20 protein-coding genes are annotated in these 20520 nt (G+C 38.0%); 10 read left to right on the forward strand and 10 right to left on the reverse strand.

The window, feature by feature from the left end; all coding sequences use genetic code 11:
- The first annotated feature begins 2 nt into the window (after positions 1-2).
- Complete coding sequence (locus tag ACVWYN_RS05975; RefSeq protein WP_457287919.1) at positions 3-881, forward strand: bifunctional 5,10-methylenetetrahydrofolate dehydrogenase/5,10-methenyltetrahydrofolate cyclohydrolase; 879 nt, start codon at positions 3-5, stop codon at positions 879-881.
- Between the two features lie 11 nt (positions 882-892).
- On the opposite strand, the gene ACVWYN_RS05980 is transcribed toward ACVWYN_RS05975, so the two are convergent.
- Complete coding sequence (locus tag ACVWYN_RS05980) at positions 893-1222, reverse strand: Rieske (2Fe-2S) protein (RefSeq protein ID WP_457287920.1); 330 nt, start codon at positions 1220-1222, stop codon at positions 893-895.
- 114 nt (positions 1223-1336) lie between these two features.
- Between ACVWYN_RS05980 and ACVWYN_RS05985 the strand changes: the two genes are divergently transcribed.
- Together ACVWYN_RS05985 and ACVWYN_RS05990 are read left to right on the forward strand one after the other, a co-directional pair.
- A complete protein-coding gene (locus ACVWYN_RS05985; protein ID WP_457287921.1) occupies positions 1337-1960 on the forward strand; it encodes a 7-carboxy-7-deazaguanine synthase QueE in 624 nt (207 codons plus the stop codon).
- 49 nt (positions 1961-2009) lie between these two features.
- The gene (locus tag ACVWYN_RS05990) at positions 2010-3905 is read left to right on the forward strand and encodes an OmpA family protein (RefSeq protein WP_457287922.1); all 1896 of its coding nucleotides are present in this window, start codon (positions 2010-2012) and stop codon (positions 3903-3905) included.
- Here the strand turns inward: ACVWYN_RS05990 and kdsA are convergent.
- Both kdsA and recQ read right to left on the reverse strand, forming a co-directional pair.
- Entirely contained in the window at positions 3902-4717 is an 816-nt protein-coding gene (gene kdsA, locus ACVWYN_RS05995) for a 3-deoxy-8-phosphooctulonate synthase (RefSeq protein WP_457287923.1), read from the reverse strand. The genes ACVWYN_RS05990 and kdsA overlap by 4 nt on opposite strands.
- A gap of 9 nt (positions 4718-4726) precedes the next feature.
- Entirely contained in the window at positions 4727-6916 is a 2190-nt protein-coding gene (gene recQ / locus ACVWYN_RS06000; protein WP_457287924.1) for a DNA helicase RecQ, read from the reverse strand.
- Positions 6917-7005: 89 nt separating this feature from the next.
- On the opposite strand from recQ, the gene ACVWYN_RS06005 reads away from it, so the two are divergent.
- Both ACVWYN_RS06005 and ACVWYN_RS06010 read left to right on the forward strand, forming a co-directional pair.
- Positions 7006-7971, forward strand: a complete 966-nt coding sequence (locus ACVWYN_RS06005) for a KpsF/GutQ family sugar-phosphate isomerase (protein WP_457287925.1) — start codon at positions 7006-7008, stop codon at positions 7969-7971.
- A gap of 15 nt (positions 7972-7986) precedes the next feature.
- Entirely contained in the window at positions 7987-9078 is a 1092-nt protein-coding gene (locus ACVWYN_RS06010) for a mannose-1-phosphate guanylyltransferase (RefSeq protein WP_457287926.1), read from the forward strand.
- Here ACVWYN_RS06010 and rlmB read toward each other — a convergent pair.
- The gene (gene rlmB / locus ACVWYN_RS06015; RefSeq protein ID WP_457287927.1) at positions 9075-9842 is read right to left on the reverse strand and encodes a 23S rRNA (guanosine(2251)-2'-O)-methyltransferase RlmB; all 768 of its coding nucleotides are present in this window, start codon (positions 9840-9842) and stop codon (positions 9075-9077) included. The genes ACVWYN_RS06010 and rlmB overlap by 4 nt on opposite strands.
- 206 nt (positions 9843-10048) lie before the next feature.
- Here rlmB and dnaB point away from each other — a divergent pair, with 206 nt between their 5' ends.
- Positions 10049-11623, forward strand: a complete 1575-nt coding sequence (gene dnaB, locus ACVWYN_RS06020; RefSeq protein ID WP_457287928.1) for a replicative DNA helicase — start codon at positions 10049-10051, stop codon at positions 11621-11623.
- On the opposite strand, the gene chrA is transcribed toward dnaB, so the two are convergent.
- Together chrA and ACVWYN_RS06030 are read right to left on the reverse strand one after the other, a co-directional pair.
- Complete coding sequence (gene chrA / locus ACVWYN_RS06025; RefSeq protein WP_457287929.1) at positions 11624-12847, reverse strand: chromate efflux transporter; 1224 nt, start codon at positions 12845-12847, stop codon at positions 11624-11626.
- Positions 12834-13169: a tetratricopeptide repeat protein gene (locus ACVWYN_RS06030; protein WP_457287930.1), complete on the reverse strand. Its 336-nt coding sequence runs from the start codon at positions 13167-13169 to the stop codon at positions 12834-12836. The genes chrA and ACVWYN_RS06030 overlap by 14 nt, the downstream gene beginning before the upstream one ends.
- A 99-nt stretch (positions 13170-13268) precedes the next feature.
- Between ACVWYN_RS06030 and ACVWYN_RS06035 the strand changes: the two genes are divergently transcribed.
- From ACVWYN_RS06035 to ACVWYN_RS06050, 4 genes are all read left to right on the forward strand, one after another.
- Positions 13269-14006, forward strand: a complete 738-nt coding sequence (locus tag ACVWYN_RS06035; RefSeq protein WP_457287931.1) for an electron transfer flavoprotein subunit beta/FixA family protein — start codon at positions 13269-13271, stop codon at positions 14004-14006.
- Positions 14007-14040: 34 nt separating this feature from the next.
- Complete coding sequence (locus ACVWYN_RS06040) at positions 14041-15012, forward strand: electron transfer flavoprotein subunit alpha/FixB family protein (RefSeq protein ID WP_457287932.1); 972 nt, start codon at positions 14041-14043, stop codon at positions 15010-15012.
- A 43-nt stretch (positions 15013-15055) separates the two neighbouring features.
- Positions 15056-15673: a bifunctional nuclease domain-containing protein gene (locus ACVWYN_RS06045; RefSeq protein WP_457287933.1), complete on the forward strand. Its 618-nt coding sequence runs from the start codon at positions 15056-15058 to the stop codon at positions 15671-15673.
- A gap of 66 nt (positions 15674-15739) precedes the next feature.
- Positions 15740-17125, forward strand: a complete 1386-nt coding sequence (locus ACVWYN_RS06050; protein WP_457287934.1) for a nucleoside permease — start codon at positions 15740-15742, stop codon at positions 17123-17125.
- A gap of 56 nt (positions 17126-17181) precedes the next feature.
- Here the strand turns inward: ACVWYN_RS06050 and ACVWYN_RS06055 are convergent, their stop codons facing one another.
- The 4 genes from ACVWYN_RS06055 to ACVWYN_RS06070 form a co-directional block, all read right to left on the reverse strand.
- On the reverse strand, positions 17182-18468 hold the full coding sequence (locus ACVWYN_RS06055; RefSeq protein ID WP_457287935.1) for a citrate synthase: 1287 nt from the start codon (positions 18466-18468) through the stop codon (positions 17182-17184).
- Positions 18469-18553: 85 nt separating this feature from the next.
- Entirely contained in the window at positions 18554-19087 is a 534-nt protein-coding gene (locus ACVWYN_RS06060) for a DUF3347 domain-containing protein (RefSeq protein WP_457287936.1), read from the reverse strand.
- Positions 19088-19214: 127 nt separating this feature from the next.
- Positions 19215-19736: a hypothetical protein gene (locus ACVWYN_RS06065; RefSeq protein WP_457287937.1), complete on the reverse strand. Its 522-nt coding sequence runs from the start codon at positions 19734-19736 to the stop codon at positions 19215-19217.
- A gap of 199 nt (positions 19737-19935) precedes the next feature.
- A complete protein-coding gene (locus ACVWYN_RS06070; RefSeq protein ID WP_457287938.1) occupies positions 19936-20457 on the reverse strand; it encodes a hypothetical protein in 522 nt (173 codons plus the stop codon).
- Positions 20458-20520: the final 63 nt, after the last annotated feature.

Raw genomic sequence — 20520 nt, forward strand, 5'->3', positions numbered from 1 at the left:
TAATGCAGTTACTCGACGGAAAATACGTATCAGAAAAAGTAAAATTAGAAATTGCAGAAGAAGCAGCCGCATTTCTGGCAGATACAGGCAGGAAACCACACCTCATTGCGATACTTGTTGGCAATGATGGCGGTAGCGAAACGTATGTAGCCAGCAAAATGAAAAACTGTGAAAAAGTGGGATTCAAATCTTCATTGATCCGTTACGATCTTAATGTAACAGAAGCAGAACTACTTAAAAAAATAAAAGAAATTAATGAAGACGTTACGGTTGACGGTCTTATCGTACAACTTCCCCTACCTAAGTCTATTGATCCTGAAAAAGTAACGGAAACTATTGATCATCGTAAAGATGTTGATGGTTTCCACCCCGTTAATTTGGGACGCATGATGCGCAATTTACCTTGTTTTATACCTGCAACACCTTATGGTATTATGATGATGTTACAGGCTTATGAAATTGAAACTGCTGGTAAGCATTGTGTTGTGGTTGGTAGGAGTAATATTGTGGGCAGTCCAATGAGCATACTAATGGCGCGCAATGCCAATCCCGGTAACTGTACGGTTACTTTAACCCATAGTAGAACTGTAAATCTAAAAGAAATGATCTTACAGGCAGATATCGTCATCGCAGCTATCGGTAAAAAGAATTTTATCACAGCAGATATGGTAAAGCCAGGCGCAGTTGTGATCGATGTTGGAATGAACCGCGAAATTTCAGACCAAACCAAATCAGGCTATAAGTTATATGGAGATGTAGATTTTGATGAGGTTTCTAAAAAAGCTTCCTGGATTACACCAGTACCGGGTGGAGTAGGATTAATGACCATTGTTGGTTTACTGAAAAATACATTGGCATCTGCCAAAGGCGAGATTTACTAAAGATAGCTACCTTAACTCCACAGCTTTTTCCATAAACTTTCTTTTAACCCAATGTATAATCCGTCGGCTCTTTTTTCTACGGGATAGATGTCAATGTAATCACCCTGACCAGAAGCGCCTCTTCCATTTTCAAGATTATATTCCCACCTGTGTATCGGACAAACGATATGCCCGTTACTGCACCAGCCTCCGCTAAGTATTCCACCAGCATGGGGACAAGTGTTTTGAACTACGTAAAAATTATCTTCCTCTTTAATAAGGCAAAACTTTTTACCCTCAACTTTAATTTCCTTAATAAAGTTGTTTTCAGGTAATTCTTCAGTTACTTTAACCCAGTTCAAAGCGTAATATAAACATAAGGTGTATAGATTTTCATTACTCGGTCATTAATCCGGTTCAATATACGGAGTTTGGACAATGCTTATATTATTTTATTTACATTTGCGGCCTTAATTATGGCACATCAGATACCAGAAGACGGCACTTTACTTCCTTTAATGGAAGAATTTTACACCATACAGGGAGAAGGATTTAACACGGGCAAGGCGGCGTACTTTATTCGTTTGGGTGGTTGCGATGTGGGTTGTCACTGGTGTGACGTTAAAGAAAGCTGGGATGCAGAACTTCATCCTTTAACACTGGCAGATGATATCGCTTTAAAAGCTGATAGTTTTCCGGGCAAGGCGGTTGTAATAACCGGGGGTGAGCCTTTAATCTATAATATGGATTACCTGACCAAAAAACTACATGAACGCAATATCCTAACCTTTATTGAAACCTCAGGAGCTTATCCTCTTTCTGGAGAATGGGACTGGATCTGTCTATCTCCAAAAAAATTTAAAGCTCCGAGGCCAGACATTACTCTTTCTGCCAATGAACTTAAAGTTATTGTCTTCAATAAAAGCGACTTTAAGTGGGCGGAGGAATATGCAGCCACAGTTTCTCCGTCTTGTAAGCTTTACCTCCAACCTGAATGGTCTAAATCCAAAGAGATGACACCACTTATTATAGAATATGTAATGGCTAACCCCAAATGGGAAATATCCTTGCAAACCCATAAGTTTCTGAACATACCATAGCTTTTCCACGTTTTTATGTTAGATTTAATGGTAGCTTAAGCTGGCATAAATGAAAAAGTGGCAAATCATCTTATTCTTTTTTTTATCTTCTTTAAGCGTTAGGGCCCAAACTACTAAAGTTAAAAAAGCACAGGCCAGTTTTGAAAAAGCCCAGGCATACCTTAAGAGTGACAACTTCGACCTTGCAAAAAAATCACTTCTGGAAGCCGTAAATAGCGACTCTTTATTTCAATATGCCTATATACAGTTAGGTGATATAAACAGGAGGCTCAAAGCTTTTACTGAAGCCAAATCTGCTTACAATAGTGCCATCTCCCTTGGAAGTATAAACGATGTACGTGCCTTTTACGGACTTGGAGAATCTGAACTCAATACCGGCGACTATACAAATGCCTTACATCATTTTACCACGTTTATTAATGCATATAAGGGTAACGACAAAGATTTTCTTTCTAAAACCAACAAATACATAAAAGATTGTGCCTTTTCAATTGAAGCTTTGAAAAGTCCAGTACTTTATCAACCCATTAATATGGGTCCGGAAATAAACTCCAAATACCGGGATTACTTCCCTGCCATTACTGCCGATGGCAGACAGCTGATCTTTAGCAGAAATATCGATAATAATGAAGATTTCTTCCAATCTGAAAAGGAAGGAGAAAAATGGTCGGTCCCTATTCCATTGAGTACAAAAATAAATACACCAAACTTTAATGAGGGGGCACAATCGATATCACCTGATGGCATGTACCTATTCTTTACTGGCTGCGGAAGACCCGATGGCATTGGTCGCTGTGACATATATCTAAGTCACAAAGAAGGAAATACATGGGGAGAGCCATTTAATCTTGGAAACAAGGTAAATTCTGAATACTGGGATTCTCAACCATCTATAAGTCCTGACGGCAGCACCCTTTATTTTGTAAGCAACAGACCAGGCGGATTTGGAAGTTACGACATCTGGAAAAGCATCTTGCAAAGTGACGGGTATTGGAGTGCGGCTGTAAACCTTGGTCCACAGATCAATACCCCCTATGATGAACATACTCCATTTATACACCCTGATGGGAAAACACTCTATTTCTCCTCTGATGGATGGCCAGGTTTAGGAAATAAAGATATATTTCTAAGTCGAATAAATGAAAAAGGCCAGTTTGGTATCCCACAAAATCTTGGTTATCCGATTAATACATTTAATGAGGAAACGGGACTTATTGTAACCCCGGAAGGATCAGAAGGTCTATTTTCAGCTGATTTAAAAGGTGGATATGGTGACATGGACATTTATCAGTTCAAAATGCCTGAGGATAAAAGGCCAAATCCAATTGCCTATGTTAAAGGCACAATAAAAGACAAAGAGACTGGCGCTTTTTTGGATGCGGAAGTACAAATTGTTAATTTGAAAGAAGGCACCATTGTTTACAGAGACTATACCTCATCACAAAACGGTGCTTTTCTGGCGGTAATGCCTGTGGGGGCTAGTTATGCATTCCATGTAATTGCCGATAGTTATCTGTTATACTCGGAAAACTATAATTTAACTGCTACCAACGGAACGAAACCTTTTGAAGTAAACATAGAACTGTTAAAAATAAAAACAGGTGGCAATGTGGTATTAAGAAATGTTTTTTTTAATACCAATGAATTCGCTTTACTACCAGAATCATTAACAGAGCTTAATCAACTGTTAGCGTTACTGAAAAACAATCCAAAGATTTCAATTGAAATACAGGGATATACTGATAACGTTGGAAATGACATCGATAATAAAAAACTATCTTTGAACAGGGCAAGGTCGGTATACGAATATCTAATTGCAAACAAAATAGATCCGGCGAAGCTGAGTTATATAGGATTTGGAAAGCAGAATCCTGTTGCTAACAACCAAACAGAAGATGGCCGCAAAATAAATAGGCGAACTTCTTTCGTTATTACCAAAATCTAAACAATCGCTTCTCTTATCCTAATCAGTTTTACCAGCATTTCTTCCAGAAGATCAAGATGTAACATATTAGCACCATCTGATTTTGCATTAGCTGGATCAGGATGTGTTTCAATGAATAAACCATCTGCTCCAACAGCAATAGCTGCTTTAGCAATTGTTCCAATCAATTCAGGCTTGCCCCCGGTTACACCGCTACTTTGATTTGGTTGCTGCAAAGAATGCGTACAGTCCATTACTACAGGAACACCAAAACTTTGCATTTCAGGTAATCCACGGTAATCAACAATAAGATCCTGATAACCAAAAGTATTTCCACGGTCGGTCAGTATAACTTTATTATTACCTGCTTCCACTATCTTTTCCACTGCAAATTTCATAGACCCTGCAGAAAGGAATTGACCCTTTTTCACATTCACTACTTTCCCAGTTTGTGCGGCGGCAATCAAAAGATCAGTTTGTCTGCATAAAAAGGCAGGAATCTGCAATACATCAACATAAGCAGCCGCCATAGCAGCTTCTTCATGTGCATGAATATCTGTTACCGTTGGCACTTCAAAGGTATTACCAATCTTTTCTAATATTTTTAATGCCTTTTCATCCCCAATGCCACAAAAAGAACTGCCTTTGGAACGGTTAGCTTTTCTATAAGAACCTTTAAAAATATAGGGTATAGATAATTTATCAGTTATGGTTACAATTTTCTCTGCAATACGCATTGCAATATCCTCTCCTTCTATGGCACACGGTCCGGCCATTAAAAAAAAGTTATTGGATTGCAGGTGTTTTAATTTATCTAAAGGAAAGTTAATCATAATTTGTTTTTAGTTGCCAAATTCTGACATAAATTTAATGCGCATCAATTGGATTTCTTCTCTTGAATAGTCAGATTCACCCAATTCTTTAAGGGCCTCATCGATTGAGTCGCTATCTGCAGATTGAAAATAGTCAAATACTTCATCCTGACGATCTTCATCTATCAACTCATCCACAAAATAGGTAAGGTTAAGCTTAGTGCCTGAATTAACTATCGCTTCTACTTCTTTAAGAATATCGTCGTATGTTATACCTTTAGATTTAGCGATGTCTTCCAAACCAATCTTACGATCAATGTTTTGTATAATAGATACTTTAAGTTGTGATTTATTGGCCTGGGTTTTAATAATCAAATCAATTGGTCGCTCAATATCATTATCATCCACGTATTTTTTAATAAGTTCAAGAAATGGTCCTCCAAACTTCATTGCTTTACCATTCCCAACACCTGAAATTTGCTTCAACTCTTCCATACTAATGGGGTAATGCGTACACATTTCCTCTAGCGATGGATCCTGAAACACAACAAAAGGTGGCACATTCTTTTGCTTAGCTATTTTTTTACATAAATCTTTCAGCAACATCAGCAATTGCGCATCCAATGTTCCTGAACCATGCTTTACGTCATCTTCATCATCATCTGCCGCACTTTCAATAGGTTCATTTAAAATAAACTTAAGGCTGTAAGGATTTTCAATAAAATTGAGTCCGATGTTAGTCAGTGCAAGTAATCCATAATTATCAATGTCTTTGGACAAGAAATTATTTAGCACGGCTTGCCTGACCAGGGATTTCCAGTGATTTTCTCCTTCAACTACACCTACACCAAATTCCGGCAGCTTACTATGTTCATAAGCAATAGTCTGAGCAGTTTCAGAACCCATTATAACATTTATAACATGGGCATCATCAAACTTCTCTCCTACTTTCTTAATTAGTTTCAGCAATACCAATAATGAATTTTCTGCCTCAAATTGCTGTTTGGGCTTTCTACAGTTATCGCACATACAATTGCAGCCTGTCTCATTGAAGTTTTCACCAAAATAGTGTAGGATTTGTTTTCTCCTGCAAACTGCAGACTCCGCATAATCAATTACTTCCTTCAATATTTGGGTGCCAATTTCTCGTTCTGCAACCGGCTTGTCCTTCATGAACTTGGCTAGCTTATCTACATCTTTTTGTGCATAAAAAGCCACACATACACCTTCTCCTCCATCCCTGCCGGCTCTACCTGTTTCCTGATAATAACCTTCCATGCTTTTTGGAATATCATGGTGTATTACAAAACGCACATCTGGTTTATCTATACCCATACCAAAGGCAATCGTTGCAACGATCACCTCTACATCTTCCATCAAAAATTTATCCTGAGTGTCTGCACGTATTTTAGGCTCAAGACCAGCATGATAAGGCAATGCTTTAATTCCGTTAAGGTTTAAGGTTTCTGCAACTTCTTCCACCTTTTTACGGCTCAAACAATAAATAATACCAGATTTTCCTGTATTTTGTTTAATATATCGGATAATCTCTTTGAGTACATCTCTTTTCGGTCTAATCTCATAAAACAAATTTGGTCTGTTAAAGGACGACTTAAAAAGCATGGCGTCAGACATCTGAAGATTCTTAATAATGTCCTGCTGTACCTTTGGCGTTGCGGTAGCTGTAAGTGCTATGATGGGTATGTCATCTCCCAGGCCTAGAATAACTTGTCTTATTTTTCGATATTCAGGTCTGAAATCATGCCCCCATTCAGATATACAATGTGCTTCATCTACAGCAACAAACGATATTTTGATGAGCTTTAAAAACTCAATATTTTCTTGTTTGGAAAGTGACTCAGGAGCAACGTAAAGTAATTTGGTTTGACCAGAAAGAAGATCACTTTTAACTTGGGTAATTTCACTTTTATTTAATGAGGAGTTCAAAAAATGCGCAATACTATCACTTCCGCCGAACGCCCTAAGCTGATCAACCTGATTTTTCATCAACGCAATTAATGGCGAGATAACTATAGCAGTTCCTTCCTGCATCAATGCAGGCAACTGATAGCAAATGGATTTCCCACCGCCGGTTGGCATGATAACGAAAGTATTCTTCCTTTCAAGAACATTAGTGATAATAGACTCCTGATCACCTTTAAAATTATCAAAACCAAAAAAGGTTTGTAAGTTGTCAAACAACGACTTTTTCACATCCATTTCGTGTATAAAATATTCAGTGCTATTTTTACTTCAAAATAACATAATTTTGCACTAATTCAAAGCATCAATATACTAAATAATTCTGTTTGAAAAGTAAAAAATCTATAATACAGGACGCCATCAGTACTTTAAATTTAGAAGCGCAAGCTATTCTTGGGCTGGTCCAAAATATTAATGAAGATTTTGAAAAGATAGTTCGGTTGATAGTTAGCAGCAAAGGCAGGGTTATTGTAACCGGTATTGGCAAAAGCGCCATTATCGCTCAAAAAATTGTTGCCACTTTTAACTCTACAGGCACTCCTTCTATTTTTATGCATGCAGCAGATGCTGTTCATGGTGATTTAGGCATGATTCGCGAAAAGGACATCGTCATATGCCTCTCTAAGAGTGGAAATACGCCTGAAATAAAGGTTCTCACTCCCTTATTAAAACAAACAGGAAATATTATTATTGGAATGGTTGGCCAGTTAAATTCAAATCTGGCCATACAAGCTGATTATATACTGAATACTTCTGTAGAAAAGGAGGCTTGTCCGCATAACCTCGCTCCTACAACCAGCACAACCGCTCAACTAGCTATGGGAGACGCACTTGCGATTTGCTTGCTCAACGAACGTAATTTTAATGAGGATGATTTTGGTAAATTCCATCCAGGTGGAGCAATCGGAAAAAGACTATACCTGAAAGCAGGTGATATTGCCTTAAAAAATGCAAAGCCCAGCATTCAACCTACTGCTTCTTTTAAAGACGTGATTATAGAAATTAGTCAAAACCGTTTGGGTGCTGTTGTTGTTATAGATGGAAGCGAGATTTTGGGAATTATTACCGATGGCGACATTAGAAGAACGCTGGAGCAGCATTCAGACCTAACCAATATTACAGCATTAGATTTGATGAGTACTAATCCTAAGCGGTTAGATAAAGATGCGCTGGCGATGCGGGCCTTGGAGATTATTAAAGAAAACAACATTACGCAACTGCTAATAACCGACAACAAAGGTTATTTCGGCATGTTGCATTTACACGACCTTCTGCAGGAAGGCATAATTTAACAAGTACAATCAAATATGAATATAAATAATTACGCCCTTATTATGGCTGGTGGAGTTGGAAGCAGATTTTGGCCGGTAAGCAGAACAGAATATCCAAAACAGTTTATTGACTTCTTTGGAGTTGGTAAAACTTTAATTCAAAGCACATACGACCGCTTCCTGAAAATCTGTCCTCCAGAAAATATTTTTATTGTAACAAATGAGATTTATACCAATATTATAAAAGAGCAGTTACCTGGAATCAGTACCAATCAAATTCTGGCAGAGCCCATTATGAGAAACACTGCTCCATGTATCTCTTATGGTTCTATGAAAATTGCTCAACTCAATCCAAATGCTACTATCGTAGTGGCACCATCAGATCATACGATTACCAATCCTGATGCATTTGTAGATGCTATAGAACAATCACTCAAAGCTGCTTCAGAAAATGATTGCCTGGTTACACTTGGAATAAAACCAAGTAGACCTGATACTGGTTATGGTTATATTCAGTATACAGAAACTGCATTAAAAACTGATGGACAAATTTTTAAAGTAAAGATTTTTACAGAAAAACCGAATATAGACCTAGCCAAATCGTTTATTCAAAGTGGTGATTTTCTTTGGAATGCAGGTATATTTATATGGTCAGCAAAATCAATTAACAAGGCCTTTCAAAGGCACTTACCAGAAATGCATGATATATTTTATCAAGGTAACTCTTCTTATAATACAGATTCGGAAAAACAATTTATTGGAGATGCTTACCAGCAATGTACCAACATCTCCATCGATTTTGGAATTATGGAGAAGGCTGATAATGTATATGTGCTTCCTGCAGATTTCGGATGGTCTGATCTAGGTACCTGGGCTTCAATCTATGACATTGCAGAGCACGACTATGTTGGAAATGCAGTAATACCATCAGAAAAAGTCATGATGTTCAATTCCTCCAATTGCATGGTTAATGTCCCCAAAGAAAAGCTGGTAATTCTGCAAGACTTACACGATTACATTGTAGTAGAATCAAATAATACATTATTGATCTGTCCACGTAATGCAGAGCAAAGCATTAAGCAGATAGTTGCAGACGTTAAATCAAAATTCGGTACAAAATATATCTAAGACTGACGTTGTCTGATTGCCTCGTAAAGAATAACTCCTGCTGATACGGAAACATTCAGGGAGTTGATTTCTCCAATCATGGGGATCTTTGCGAGGTGATTTGCCATACGCATAATTTCATTTGAAATGCCTTCATCTTCAGCTCCCATGACTATTGCTGTTGGAACGGTATAGTCAGGCGCATAAATGAGGTCATTTGTCTTTTCCGTACAAGCTACAATTTGCAATCCACATTCTTGAAGATAAAGCGCTGTCTTATGGAGATTGGGATGCCGACATACAGGTATACTAAAGAGTGCTCCCGCAGAAGTTTTAATGGCATCGGCATTGATTTGAGCAGAGTTCTTAGTAGGCAATATTATAGCATGAACACCAGCACAGGCTGCAGTACGGGCTATTGCACCCATATTTCTTACGTCAGTAATTCCATCTAATATTAAAACCAGCGGAGTTTCACCTTTCTCATATATCAATGGAATAATATCTTCAACTTTCTGAAACGTAATGGAAGAAATTACCGCAATCACACCTTGATGATTTTTAAGCGTCATCCGGTTCAGTTTTTCCACAGGTACATTATGCACAGGAGCTTCCACTTCTTTCAACAACGCTTTAAGCTCCATCATAATTCCACCTGTAAGTCCGCGTTGCAAGTATATGCTCTCTATATCTTTGCCTGCCTTTATTGCCTCTATAACCGCGCGGATTCCAAAAATAAATTCATTGCTTTCTTTTTGTCTTGGCGTTCTTCTGGAATTTTCCATCTCTTAAAATTGAAGCGCAAAAATAGCTGAAATAATGGGTATTAGGTAATGCTAATTTAGTGCTACCGCTAACACCCTTATTAACAAAATGTTGTTAGCAAATAGCGTAAATTGTTTTGCTGATTGTTAAAACAGAACAAAAGTCGAATGGTGAATGTGTATAAAGAATTTAAAGCCTGCCTTTATTTTTAACTATTTTTGTTCCTATGAGTATGGAGAACGGAACACAAGGACAAGACAGGACAAACTTTACGGCAAGGAAGACCAGGCTAACTAATTCCATGAGTACCCCAGGTAAAATTCCGCCACAAGCAGTAGATTTGGAAGAAGCTGTACTTGGCGCCTTAATGCTCGAAAAAGATGCATTATCTACCGTAATCGACATCTTAAAACCAGACATATTTTACCATGAGGCGCATAAAAAGATCTTTGAAGCTATTCAAGGATTATTTCAAAAATCAAAGCCTGTAGACATCTTAACCGTTACTGCGGAGCTGAGAACACTTGGACTTCTTGAAATGGTTGGCGGCGCATATTATATTACCAATTTAACCAACAGGGTAGCTTCGGCTGCAAATATTGAATATCATGCGCGCATCATATCTCAAAAATACATACAAAGGGAACTAATTAGGATTTCTTCTGAGATCATACAGAGCGCCTACGAAGACACAACCGACATATTTGACCTGTTGGATCACGCAGAAAAAAACTTGTTCGACATCGCTCAAAACAATCTTCGCAGGGATACCCAAAAAATGGATGAGATTATTAAACAATCTTTGGCCACGCTTGAAGAACTAAGAGGTAAAAGCGACGGACTCACTGGCGTTCCTTCTGGCTTTACAGATCTGGATCGTATAACAGGCGGTTGGCAACCATCTGATTTGGTGATCATTGCTGCAAGACCTGCAATGGGTAAAACAGCATTTGTACTAACTTGCGCAAGGAATGCCGCTGTAGATTTTAAACGTCCAGTAGTGGTGTTCTCATTAGAGATGTCCTCCGTTCAACTCGTAAATCGTTTGATTTCCGGAGAAACTGAAATAGAACAGGAAAAGATTCGTAAAGGAAATCTTGCAGAATGGGAATGGCAGCAATTGCATAGTAAAATAGGAACACTTACTGAAGCTCCGCTTTTAATAGATGATACACCCGCACTAAATATATTCGAATTCAGAGCAAAATGCCGGAGACTAAAATCGCAATACGACCTGCAACTAATCATTATCGATTACTTGCAGCTGATGCACGGAAAAGGCGAAGGTCAGAGTGGTGGTGGTAATAGGGAGCAGGAGATTGGTAGTATTTCCAGAGCGCTTAAATCTGTGGCGAAGGAATTAAATGTCCCTGTAATTGCACTTTCGCAACTGAGCCGTGCCGTTGAAAGCAGACCGGGTGCTAATGGTAAACGACCGATGCTTTCAGATTTGAGGGAGTCTGGCTCTATTGAGCAGGATGCTGATATGGTGCTTTTTCTTTATCGTCCTGAATATTATGGAATCACAGAAGATGAGCAAGGCCGGTCCCAGGCGGGCATTGGAGAAGTAATTATTGCGAAACACCGTAATGGTGAAACCGGTATTGTACCCCTTCGCTTTATCGGTAAGTATGTTAAATTTACTGACCTAGAAGACAATTTTGCAGCACCAACTTCATTTTCTATGACCAATCCAAGCGCTGGAATGATGCCATCGTCAGATTTTGACAGACCATCAGGCAATGTAATCATCAAACCATCAAGAATGGATGATATGCAAGATGATGATGCACCATTTTAATTATATAAAATAACCCAGCAAAATACCTGTTACTACAATTAATGTAGGACTAACCCTGGTAAAGTTTAACACCAGGAATGTTACCGCCATTATAGAAAGTGACATCAGGTCCAAACCAATCGGAATTACCAGTAATATAAAGGCAGCAATAATAAAACCTACACTTACTGCATTTATTCCTGACAGAGAATGCTTTATCCGAGTTATTTTTTTTAGATCATCCCAAAATGGAACAATAAAAAGTACCAAAATCAATCCTGGCAGGTTGATCCCAAGTACTGCTACTGCACCTCCAAGTATTTGGCCACCAATTCCATAACCGAAATTTCTCATGCTCAATGCACCAATGTAACTGGTAAAGGAAAAGGTAGGCCCCGGCAAAGCTTGCTGCAGTGCGAAACCAGAAAGAAATCCTGAGGCATGAAGGTATTGCTTCATTTCCACAAATTCTGTAAACATCAATGGAACAAGAACTTGTCCTCCACCGAAAACAAAAATTCCATTTCTGTAAAAATTTTCAAATAGCCTGATTGGCAAACTAAATGGTGAAGTCCTGTTAACAATTGCACCCATTAAGGCAAGAAAAAGCAGAACTCCAATAAAGTAGATCAATTTTTTAGGATTGATGTTGGAAAAAAGTTTCACCCGAATCTCGCTTTCTTCTTTTGGTGTCTCCAAAGCAGATGAAATCATCCCTCCTATCAAAATGGCGAGTGGAAACACATAAGCATTCCTTAGAACCAAAGTACATATAGCAGCAGCAATTGCTAAAAACACAGAAACTTCTGAGCGCAATACTCTTCTCGATAAGTTATAAGCACCAAAAGCAACTATACCCAATGCAATGGGCTGGACATACTCCAATATTTCAGTAAATTTTTGCTTTTGATCCAGCTTGGCGAAGGTAATTGCAGCAAATGTCATCATCGCAGCTGAAGGCAAGATCCAGATCAAAAATGAAATAATAGAAAGCCTCAATCCCCCTACCTTATAGGCGATACCAACCAGCGTCTGCGTGGAAGAAGGGCCGGGCAATACTTGAGCAAGGGCGTTAATTTCCAGCAGATCTTCTTCAGAAATATACCTTCGGTTTTTTACAAAGTATTTGAGCAAAAGTGACAAATGAGCCTGCGCTCCACCAAATGCAGTGAAGGTAAAAAACAGCACATCCCTCAAAAATAACAATTGATTTCTATTCAATTTATCAATATTAATCGTCTTCATAATCCAAACCAGACGCCGAATTAAAAGCACCCTGAAGTTCAGAAAAAGCATGCATATCTCTTTTATTTTTTGCCACACTCATGCCAAGTTTATAAGTGCTAATCGCATCATCTGTTTTACCATTCTTCTCATATAATTTTCCGAGATGATAATAAGTACCTACATAGTCTGGGTGTTCAGAAACAAGTTTAAGGTAATATTCAAAAGCCTGCGCTGTATGGTCTCCCGAATTGTATTCCGTAGCAAGTGCATATAAAACGAAAGGATCGTTGGGGTCACTTTCCAAAAATTCCAGTAACTTGGTCAATCGGGTATTTTGCATTTTTTATCCCTTCTTTTTTAACTAGATTTGTAAAAAGACATTTTCAGCAAAAACGCTTCTGAGGTCTTTTAGATAACCTTTTATATAAATAATAAACGTATGAAAATATTAGTTTGTATCAGTAACGTGCCAGACACAACCACAAAAATAACTTTTACCAACAATAATACACAATTCAATACTGCAGGAGTGCAATTTATAGTGAATCCATATGATGAGATTGCGCTATCAAAAGCAATCGAGCTTTGTGAAGGAGGAAAAGGTACGGTAACAGTAATCAATGTAGGAGAAAGTCAAACTGATCCAACCATTAGAAAGGCCCTTGCAATCGGTGCCGATGATGCGGTAAGAATCAATGCTGCACCAAGGGATGCTTATTTTGTTGCTTATCAAATTTCTGAATATGCGAAAACTGCAGACTTTGACATGATTCTTTGCGGTCGCGAGTCTATCGATTATAACGGTTCTCAAGTTGCAGCAATGGTTGGAGAATTTTTGAATATACCTTCTATCTCCATCATCAAAAAACTTGAATATGATGGTTCCACTGCAACTTTAGATAGAGAAATTGAGGGTGGAAAAGAAGTAATATCAGTAACAGGAAAATTTGTTGCCAGCTGCGCCGAAGGGACGGCTCAGCCTAAGATCCCTAATATGAGAGGAATTATGTCTGCCAGAACAAAACCATTGGTAGTTATCGAAGCAAAAGATATCCCAGCAGTTGTTACAATTCAGCAATTTGAAACACCTCCTCCTAGAGGAACCGTAAAATTGATACCTGCAGATGATCCTTCAAAACTAATTGATCTTTTACACCAGGAAGCCAAAGTAATCTAACCCTTTCCTATTTCAAATTTTAAATTAAGACCGTATGTCAGTTTTAGTATATGTAGAACAAGTTGATGGCAAATTCAAGAAATCTGTTTACGAAGCAGTTTCTTATGCAAAAGCCATCGCAGATCAGCAAAACAGTAATTTAACAGCAATATCTATAGGTAATGTTGCCGATGTCGAACTAAAAAATCTTGGTACTTACGGTGCGTCTAAAGTGCTTAGCGTAACTAATGATCAACTCAAAAATTTTGTTAACCAGGCATACGCCTCAGTAATTGCTGAAGCCGCAAAAAAAGAAGGTGCCGATGTGATCGTACTATCAAACTCCTTTTCAGGCAAGGGCCTTGCTCCAAGAGTTGCGGTAAAAATGGAAGCCGGTTTGGTTGATGGGGCAGTAGAACTTCCTAAGCTTGAGGGAGACAAATTCCTGGTTAAGAAAACAGCTTTCTCTGGTAAGGCTTTCGCTATAACTGAATTAACTTCAGCCAATAAAGTCATCGCGTTAAATCCAAATGCTTTCGGTACTAAAGAGTCTGTAACAGAATTAGTAATCGAATCTTTTAGTCCAACAATAAAGTCTACAGATTTGAGTGCTCTGGTAAAAGAAATTATAAGGGCAACCGATAAAGTCTCCCTTCCTGATGCGGAACTGGTAGTATCTGCGGGTCGAGGGTTAAAAGGTCCTGAAAATTGGGGAATGATTGAAGAACTTGCAGGTCTGCTTGGTGCTGCAACAGCATGTTCAAAGCCAGTATCTGATGCCGACTGGAGACCACATTCCGAGCACGTGGGACAAACTGGTATTGCAATTAGTCCTAATCTTTACATTGCTATCGGGATATCAGGTGCCATACAGCATTTGGCAGGGGTAAGCTCCTCTAAAGTGATCGTAGTAATCAACAAGGATCCGGAAGCACCCTTTTTCAAAGTAGCCGATTATGGAATAGTTGGAGATGCATTTGAAGTTGTACCAAAATTAATTGAAGCATTAAAAGCCCATAAGGGGTAATTGAATGGAGTTGGTTTTTAAATACCAACTCCATTACTATCATATGAAAAAAGTAAAATTAGATATCGTTGGTTTATCATATAGCCAAACACAATCCGGCGCATATGCCCTGGTTCTAGGAGAAGTAAATGGCAGAAGAAGGTTACCAATCATTATAGGTGCATTTGAAGCACAGGCAATAGCCATTGAAATCGAACAGATGACCCCCAGCCGGCCGCTTACTCATGATCTTTTTAAAACACTTGCTGAAGCCTATGAAATACAGATCCAGGAGGTTCTGATCTATAATCTTGTAGAAGGTGTCTTTTTTGCCAAACTGATCTGTACAGATGGTGAAACTACAAAGGAAATTGATGCACGTACTTCAGATGCTATTGCAATTGCTGTTCGTTTCAACGCTGCAATTTATACCTACGAATTTATATTGTCTTCTGCAGGAATTGCAATTGAAGGAAACGACTTACTATTCCTTGAAAATATGGACAATATCCCGAAGGAGCAAGGTTCAGAAGACATTACCACTTCTATTCCTGGATCTGGCTATAAGACCTTAACAAATGAAGAATTGCAACAAAAATTACAGGAAGCAATTACAGAAGAAGCTTACGAAAAAGCAGCCCGAATACGCGACGAAATAAATAAAAGAAATAAGGGCGAATAGAAGATATTATTTTAATAATAGTCCTATATTCAGGCATTACTTTCTAAAACCAACTAAACTATTATTATGAATGTTAAGTTTCGCTTAACGATGATGAATTTTTTGCAATTCTTCGTATGGGGCGCCTGGTTAATTACGATTGCAAACTATTGGTTTGGCACAAAACAGTGGGATGGAACTCAATTCGGAGCTATATTTGCAACAATGGGCTTTGCTTCTCTCATAATGCCAACACTTACCGGAATTATTGCTGACAAATGGGTTAATGCAGAGGTACTTTACAGCATTTTGCACATCCTCTACGGGATGGTACTCTTTTATATCCCACAAGTAGAAAGCCCAAATGGATTCTTTTGGGTAATGTTGCTCGCCATGAGCTTTTACATGCCAACCATATCTTTAAGTAATTCTATTTCTTACACCACGTTAAAGTCTACCAATATGGACGTGGTTAAAAACTTTCCACCAATTCGGGTTTGGGGTACCGTAGGGTTTATTGCAGCCATGTGGATTACCAATCTTACTGGTAACAAGGCCACAGCTTATCAATTCTACATTGCTGGAATTGCGGCCATGGCTCTTGGCATTTATGCCTTAAGTCTACCTAAATGCCCACCCCAAAAATTAATAGACGAGAAGAAATCTTTTGCAGAAACCTTTGGCTTAACAGCTTTTAGATTGTTTACCAATTATAAAATGGCCCTGTTTTTTATCTTCTCGATGTTCTTAGGTGCTTCCCTACAATTAACAAATGCTTACGGGGATGTGTTTTTAGACGAGTTTAAGCTATTGCCAAAATATGCCGATTCATTCGTTATTAAATATTCTACCATTATCATGTCCATATCCCAGGTATCAGAAACACTCTTTATCCTGGCAATTCCGTTCTTTCTAAAACGTTTCGGAATTAAAAAAGTAATTGTTATCGCCATGTTTGCCTGGGTACTTCGATTTGGTCTTTTTGCCTATGGTGATCCGGCAGGAAACCTATGGATGATCGTACTTTCATGTATCGTTTATGGAATGGCATTTGATTTTTTCAATATCTCAGGTTCTTTATTTGTTGAAACCTCTACAACTCCGAAGATGCGTTCTTCTGCCCAAGGAATGTTTATGATGATGACAAATGGGTTTGGTGCTGTATTCGGAAGCCTAATATCCGGTTGGATGATCGATAAATACTTCACCAAATCTTACAGCGATATCCAGTCGCTCTCCAAATATGTAGATACTGATAGTAGTAATGCACATTTAATATCTTTTCTAAAGAACAAAGGTATAACGATACTAGAAAATGGGAGCTTAAGCCGAGCACTTGATGTTAAAGAATGGCACCAGATCTGGCTTTCATTTACTATCTATGCTTTGGCCATTACCATCCTTTTTGCCTTAATCTTTAAGCATAAACACAACCGCGCTGAAGAAGCGGCAATAGAAGCAATGAACGATTAAATAGAAAGGCCTGCTTGTTTTAAGCAGGCCTTTCTATTTCAAATGTATTTCGGTAACTATCTGTTTTCTATTTCAACTATATTCCTATCGGTATGACCAGTATAGATTTGACGCGGGCGACCAATTGGTTCTCTATTCTCATGCATTTCTTTCCATTGTGCTATCCATCCCGGCAGTCTTCCAAGTGCAAAAAGAACAGTGAACATATCCGTTGGGAATCCCAAAGCACGGTAAATGATACCAGAGTAGAAATCCACATTAGGGTATAACTTGCGCTGAACAAAATAAGGATCACTTAGTGCCGCTTCTTCTAATTTTTTAGCAATTTCCAAAACCGGATCATCAATACCTAATTTTTCAAGGATCTCATCACAAGCCTTTTTAATGATTTTTGCTCTAGGGTCAAAATTCTTGTATACCCTGTGTCCAAATCCCATCATCCTAAAAGGATCATTTTTATCCTTAGCCTTATTGATCCATTTCTCAGTGTCACCACCGTCTTCTTTAATAAGTTCAAGCATTTCAATAACAGCCTGGTTTGCACCACCATGTAATGGGCCCCATAAAGCGGCGATACCAGCAGAAACAGAGGCATACAGATTACAATCAGATGATCCTACCATTCTTACCGTTGAAGCAGAACAGTTTTGTTCATGATCAGCATGCAGAATAAGCAAAGTGTTCATTGCCTTTACCACAACAGGATCTATATCAATCTCTTCAGTACGCTGTCCGAAGATCATATTAATAAAATTACTCACGTAATCGTATTTATTCTTAGGATAGATCAGTGGATGACCAAGCGACTTTTTATAAATAAAAGAAACGATGGTTGGGAATTTAGCAAACAACTTAATCATAGTCAGATTCATTGTCTCCGGAGAAGAGTTTGCATTTAGCGATTCCGGATAAAAAGTAGACAAGGAACAAACCAGCGATGCAAGTTGCGCCATTGGATGCGACTTAGAAGGATACCCATCCAAAAACTTCTTCATGTCTTCATGAATCAGTGTATGTAACCTGATTTTAGATTGAAATTCATCAAGCTCAGACTGTTTTGGCAGTTCGCCATAAATTAGCAGATAAGCGACCTCAAGAAAAGTTGATTTAGCAGCCAATTCTTCGATAGGATACCCCCTGTATTTCAAAATTCCTTTTTCACCGTCAAGAAAAGTGATGGCACTTTTAGTTGATCCTGTGTTTTTGTATCCAAAATCTAATGTAATGTGACCGGTTAAATCCCTCAATTTTGAAATATCAATGGCTTTCTCTCCCTCAGACCCTGTAATAACAGGAAACTCGTACACCTTACCATCAATCTTAATTTCTGCGATATCTGACATATATATATTCTAAAATTTATATTAACAAAACTAAATAATCATTTATTAAAACAGCTTTCCCAAGTATAACATTGCTGTTAAATTACTACTTAATTTCCTGCAGTACTGCACCGCATTCCAACATTTCACTTCCGTAGTAAGGATTTTGAATCTTTTTCTGCGATGAAAGCCAATCGCCACCTTCTCCCTTATTAGCCATGGGGCAATGTTGAACATATATTGAACCACTTGTAACTATTGCATTTTTGAACATTGCTATCACATCGGCACTTAAATAAGTAAATTCCTTTCTTTGTCCAGCCAGGTCTTTCTCAACCGAAATTTTACTGGCTACGAGTGCTGTATTCTCACAACCCTCATATTTAGACAAGCTGGAATTCAAAGCAGTTGCAGATTGTTTAGCTACATCAAACTTCGCGTCAACCAAAGCATTCTTCAATAAGATATAATCGTTATATATTGCCTGCACCTTAGGGTCGGCGAGCTTCACAGCGGTGGAGGTATCAGTTTTAGTCTTTGCAACAGCGGAACTGTCTGTCAACGATACTGTGCTTTTTTGTTCACTATTGTTACATGAAAACAAAATTAGCAGACAAGCTGCAGCGAAATATTTTTTCATAGTAGTATTGATAATTTGGTCAAATAGCATTCTGGCGGTTTTTTGGTTAAAATACTACTTTAATTTTAAATAACTAAAAAAGCCCCCCGATTTTATCGGGGGGCTTTAAAAATATGATAATTAAGTGTTATAATTTGAATCCGTAAGCTAAACGAAGTGCAAATTGTCCATTTTGTGGTCTGTAAGTGCTTGAAGCGCTATCTTGTTTATAGCCTTCATAACGTACACTAATGTCAACGCCGCCATTCCAGGCATATCCTAAACCACCACCAAAGATCAGTGCTGTTTTAGAACCACTCTTAATTCCAAATCCTGCACCTATTTCTCCCATAGTATACATATTACCAATCGGGAAAATTTTAACACCGCCTTTTGCTGGAATGAAATCGTAATCAGCTCCCATATTAGTTTTTGCCATTAGGCGAGTATAACCACCTGTTGCAGTAATAGAAAGTTCTTTGCTTAAGTCAAATTGCAGGCGAGCATCAGCACCAATTCCATAGTCAAAAGGCGAACCTTTCTCTCCAACTCCACCGCTAACTCCAAAACCAAGTCTAACCCCAGTTGTGCGGTCCATTGATTGTGCATTCGCACTGGTTGTTCCAATTGCAAGAGCAACCGCTGCCATCGTAAAAAATTTAGTAATCATTTTCATAAGTTGTGATTTTTAGATATCTATTTTAAAAAATTTGTTTATCAATGTGACTTACGATACAAATCACCTATCGGTTTTTTAAAATAGAAGAAATATTTATTTTATTTTAGATAGTTTAGAATAATTGAAAACAAAAAAAATGCCTTGAAGGAATATATCATCCTTCAAAGCATTTTTATTCCTTAGATTTTTTTTACAATTTAAATCCGTAGGCTACACGTAATGCAACTTGGCCAAATTTAGAGCCAATAAAGTCAACGCCTTTACCAGTATTCTCATATCTAACTCCTAAATCTAAACCATTACTCCATGAATAGCCAATTGTTGGAGCATATAAGAATGTTGTTTTTGCGCTTTTGGAAACTCCAAATGCTGCACCAATTTCTCCCATAGCGTAAACACCAGCTCCTGTTTCATTAAGAAAATATTTTAGACCAGTTTTAACAGGAATATATCCGTAATCCGGTAGGTTTAAAACGTTATTCTTTGCTATATAATGATTATATCCAACTGCAACAGGTATTGAAAGTTGTTTCGTAACATCAAACTGTAACCTAGCATCAACACCAAGAGCAACACTATAATTATCAATTGTTGGCACACCTAAAGTAACCCCAATACCAAATTTACGGGAGTCCTGAGCATTAACACTTGTGGTAATAAATAAAGCAATCGCAGCAACTGCAGATGCAAAAAATTTTGTAGACATTTTCATATTGTTCGTTTATTTAAATTTCAGTACAGCTTTTTGCTATACAATGCCACAAATACAAAATGC

It is taken from the genome of Pedobacter sp. UYP24, from assembly GCF_054057295.1.

Excerpts from the sequence above, each read along its gene's own strand:
- kdsA (WP_457287923.1), bottom strand. The coding sequence starts at position 4,717 with ATGATTAACTTTCCTTTAGATAAATTAAAACACCTGCAATCCAATAAC.
- rlmB (WP_457287927.1), bottom strand. The coding sequence starts at position 9,842 with ATGGAAAATTCCAGAAGAACGCCAAGACAAAAAGAAAGCAATGAATTT.
- ACVWYN_RS05990 (WP_457287922.1), top strand. The coding sequence starts at position 2,010 with ATGAAAAAGTGGCAAATCATCTTATTCTTTTTTTTATCTTCTTTAAGC.
- chrA (WP_457287929.1), bottom strand. The coding sequence starts at position 12,847 with ATGAAGACGATTAATATTGATAAATTGAATAGAAATCAATTGTTATTT.
- ACVWYN_RS06060 (WP_457287936.1), bottom strand. The coding sequence starts at position 19,087 with ATGAAAAAATATTTCGCTGCAGCTTGTCTGCTAATTTTGTTTTCATGT.
- ACVWYN_RS06030 (WP_457287930.1), bottom strand. The coding sequence starts at position 13,169 with ATGCAAAATACCCGATTGACCAAGTTACTGGAATTTTTGGAAAGTGAC.
- ACVWYN_RS06040 (WP_457287932.1), top strand. The coding sequence starts at position 14,041 with ATGTCAGTTTTAGTATATGTAGAACAAGTTGATGGCAAATTCAAGAAA.
- recQ (WP_457287924.1), bottom strand. The coding sequence starts at position 6,916 with ATGGATGTGAAAAAGTCGTTGTTTGACAACTTACAAACCTTTTTTGGT.
- ACVWYN_RS05985 (WP_457287921.1), top strand. The coding sequence starts at position 1,337 with ATGGCACATCAGATACCAGAAGACGGCACTTTACTTCCTTTAATGGAA.
- ACVWYN_RS06050 (WP_457287934.1), top strand. The coding sequence starts at position 15,740 with ATGAATGTTAAGTTTCGCTTAACGATGATGAATTTTTTGCAATTCTTC.
- ACVWYN_RS06070 (WP_457287938.1), bottom strand. The coding sequence starts at position 20,457 with ATGAAAATGTCTACAAAATTTTTTGCATCTGCAGTTGCTGCGATTGCT.
- ACVWYN_RS06010 (WP_457287926.1), top strand. The coding sequence starts at position 7,987 with ATGAATATAAATAATTACGCCCTTATTATGGCTGGTGGAGTTGGAAGC.
- ACVWYN_RS06065 (WP_457287937.1), bottom strand. The coding sequence starts at position 19,736 with ATGATTACTAAATTTTTTACGATGGCAGCGGTTGCTCTTGCAATTGGA.
- ACVWYN_RS06045 (WP_457287933.1), top strand. The coding sequence starts at position 15,056 with ATGAAAAAAGTAAAATTAGATATCGTTGGTTTATCATATAGCCAAACA.
- ACVWYN_RS05975 (WP_457287919.1), top strand. The coding sequence starts at position 3 with ATGCAGTTACTCGACGGAAAATACGTATCAGAAAAAGTAAAATTAGAA.
- ACVWYN_RS06055 (WP_457287935.1), bottom strand. The coding sequence starts at position 18,468 with ATGTCAGATATCGCAGAAATTAAGATTGATGGTAAGGTGTACGAGTTT.
- ACVWYN_RS06035 (WP_457287931.1), top strand. The coding sequence starts at position 13,269 with ATGAAAATATTAGTTTGTATCAGTAACGTGCCAGACACAACCACAAAA.
- dnaB (WP_457287928.1), top strand. The coding sequence starts at position 10,049 with ATGAGTATGGAGAACGGAACACAAGGACAAGACAGGACAAACTTTACG.